The organism is Streptomyces sp. CA2R106 (genome assembly GCF_037034245.1).
GTDB lineage: Bacteria > Actinomycetota > Actinomycetes > Streptomycetales > Streptomycetaceae > Actinacidiphila.
Window position 1 is genome coordinate 1 of record NZ_JBAGKC010000097.1, and the last position, 3,025, is coordinate 3,025.

The window sequence follows — 3,025 nt, forward strand, 5'->3', positions numbered from 1 at the left end:
ACCCTCACCCCGCACCACCGCACCCACCGACCCACCCACCAGCTCTGACAACACCCCACACACCTCATCAAACGCCTCCGCAAACACCGGAAACACCGGAAACACCCCATACAACCCCTGACCCATCCCCACCCGCTGCGCACCCTGACCCGTAAACACCAACCCCAACCGACCCACACCACCCACCACACCCGACACCACACCAGGCGCCTCCACACCCTCCGCCACCGCACCCAACCCCGCACACAACTCCGCCCCATCCCCACCAAGCACCACCGCACGATGCTCCAACACCGCACGCGACGACACCAACGACCACCCCACATCCACCACATCAGCCCGCCCACACCCCTCCCCCACGAACTCCAACAACCGCCCCGCCTGCCCCGCCAACCCCTCAACCGACCGACCCGACACCACCCACGGCACCACCGGCAACCCCACACCACCAGACGGCGCACCCTCCACCGCGGCCTCGGCCGGAGCCTGCTCCACGATCACGTGCGCGTTCGTACCGGAGATGCCGAACGAGGAGACGCCAGCGCGCCGAGGGCGGTCCGCCGACTCCGGCCACGGCACGGAGTCGGTGGCGAGACGCACCGCGCCCGCGTCCCAATCCACATGCGAGGACGGGGTGTCGGCGTGCAGGGTCCGCGGGACCAGCCCGTGCCGGAGCGCTAGGACGAGCTTGATCACGCCCGCCACGCCCGCCGCCGACTGCGTGTGCCCGATGTTCGACTTCACGGAACCCAACAGCAACGGCCGGTCGTCCGGACGGTCCTGACCGTAGGTCGCCAGCAGCGCCTGCGCCTCGATCGGATCACCCAACGCCGTCCCCGTACCGTGCCCCTCCACCACATCCACATCGGCCGACGTCAACCCCGCGTCCGCCAACGCCGCCCGGATCACCCGCCGTTGAGACGGACCGTTCGGCGCCGTCAGACCGTTCGACGCACCATCCTGATTGACCGCACTCCCCCGCACCACCGCCAGCACGCGGTGCCCGTTGCGCCGCGCGTCCGACAACCGCTCGAGGACCAGGAGGCCGGCGCCTTCGGCCATGCCCATGCCGTCGGCCTGGTCCCCGTACGCCTTGCAGCGCCCGTCCGCGGCCAGTCCCCGCTGCCGGCGGAACCAGTTCAGCCAGGACGTGGTGGCGTGCACGGTGACGCCCCCGGCGAGGGCCAGCGTGCATTCGCCGGAGCGCAGGGACCGGGCGGCCAGGTGCAGCGCCACCAGGGAGGACGAGCACGCCGTGTCCACTGTCAGGGCGGGGCCTTCGAGGCCCAGGGTGTAGGCGACCCGACCGGAGATCACGCTCGGGGTGACGCCCGGCTGGAGGTGGCCTTCGAGTTCCTCGGGTGCGTCGGCGCCGTACCCGGACGCGGAGGCACCCGCGAAGACGCCGGTCGCACTGCCCCGCAGGCCGGTCGGGTCGATGCCCGCGCGCTCCAAGGCCTCCCAGGACAGTTCGAGCAGCAGCCGCTGCTGCGGGTCCATGGCCAGCGCCTCACGCGGGCTGATCCCGAAGAACTCCGCGTCGAACTCGGCGGCCGCGGTGAGGAATCCGCCGCCGCGGGTGGCGGACGCGAGGGAGCGGTCCTCGGACGAACCGGGCGGCGGGGCGAGGTCCCAGCCGCGGTCGCCGGGGAGTTCCCCGACCGCGTCGCCGCCGGCGGCCAGCAGGTCCCACAGCTGCTCGGGAGTGCTGACGTCACCGGGCAGGCGGCAGCTCATCGCCACGATCGCGATCGGCTCGTCGGTCCCGGTCCCGGTCCCGGTCCGGATCGGGCCGGGGTCAGCGGGACCGTCAGCACCGCTGTCGCCCAGCGCCTCTCCGCGCAGGAACGCCGAAAGCAGCAGCGGCGTCGGGTGGTCGTAGATCAGCGTGGTGGGCAGCCGGAGCGCCGCCGCGCCGCTCAGCCGGTTGCGCAGGTCGACGCCGGTGACGGAGTCGAAGCCCAACTCCTTGAACGTGCGCGCGGGGTCGAGGGCGTCGGGCGAGCCGTGTCCCAGCACCGCGGCGGCCTGGTTCCTGACCAGGTCCAGGACCAACTGCTCCTGCTGGGGCCGGGGCCGCCCGGCGAGCTGCCCGCGCAGGCCGTCGGGCGCGGGGTCGGCGACGGGGTGGGCGTCAAGCCCGGTCGGAAGGAGTTCGGCGGCGGGCGAGGACGGGTCGGCGTCGAGCCAGTAGCGATCGTGCTGGAAAGCGTAGGTGGGCAGTTCGACCAGGTCGCCGGCGGGCAGCACCGACGTCCAGTCCACGGCCGCCCCGGCCGTGAACGCCTCGGCCAGCGAGGTCAGCAGCCGTACGGCGCCGCCCTCGTCCCGCCGCAACGTCGCACACACCGCACCCGGCACCACCCCCGGGCCCGCTTCCCGCGCGACCTCTTCCAGGGTGTCGTTCATCGCACCCATCAGGACCGGGTGCGGGGTCACCTCGACGAAGAGCTGATGGCCGCGGCCCGCCAACGTCCGCACCGCACGGTCGAAATGAACCGTCGCACGGAGACTGCGGAACCAGTAACCGGCATCCAACTCCTCACCCGTCAGGGTCTCGCCGGTCATCGCCGACACCATGGGGACCCGGCCCCGACGCGGACTGATCCCCGCCAGAACGGACGTGATCTCCGCCTCCAGGCGGTCCACCTGCGCCGAGTGGGACGCGTAATCCACCGCCACCATCCGCGCCCGAGTGCCCTCTGCCTCGAACTCCGCCTTCAACTCCTCCAACGCCGCGGGCTCACCCGACACCACCACCGCCGAAGGCCCATTGACCGCCGCCAGCGCAACAGCGTCCCCGAACCGGACCAACCGCTCCTCAACCTCGCCCACAGACCTGCTGACCGACAACATCCCGCCCGCACCCGCCAACACCTTCAACGACTGCGACCGCAACGCCACCACCCGCGCGCCATCCTCCAACGACAACATCCCCGCCACCGTCGCCGCCGCGATCTCACCCTGCGAATGCCCCACCACCGCCTCGGGCGCGACACCGGCCGCCTCCCACACCGCCGCCAGC

The 3,025-nt window shown here is 72.2% G+C and carries 1 protein-coding gene; it reads right to left on the minus strand.

The window, feature by feature from the left end:
- On the minus strand, positions 1–3,025 hold a 3,025-nt coding region (locus tag WA788_RS35155; RefSeq protein WP_443034148.1), incomplete at both ends, for a beta-ketoacyl synthase N-terminal-like domain-containing protein.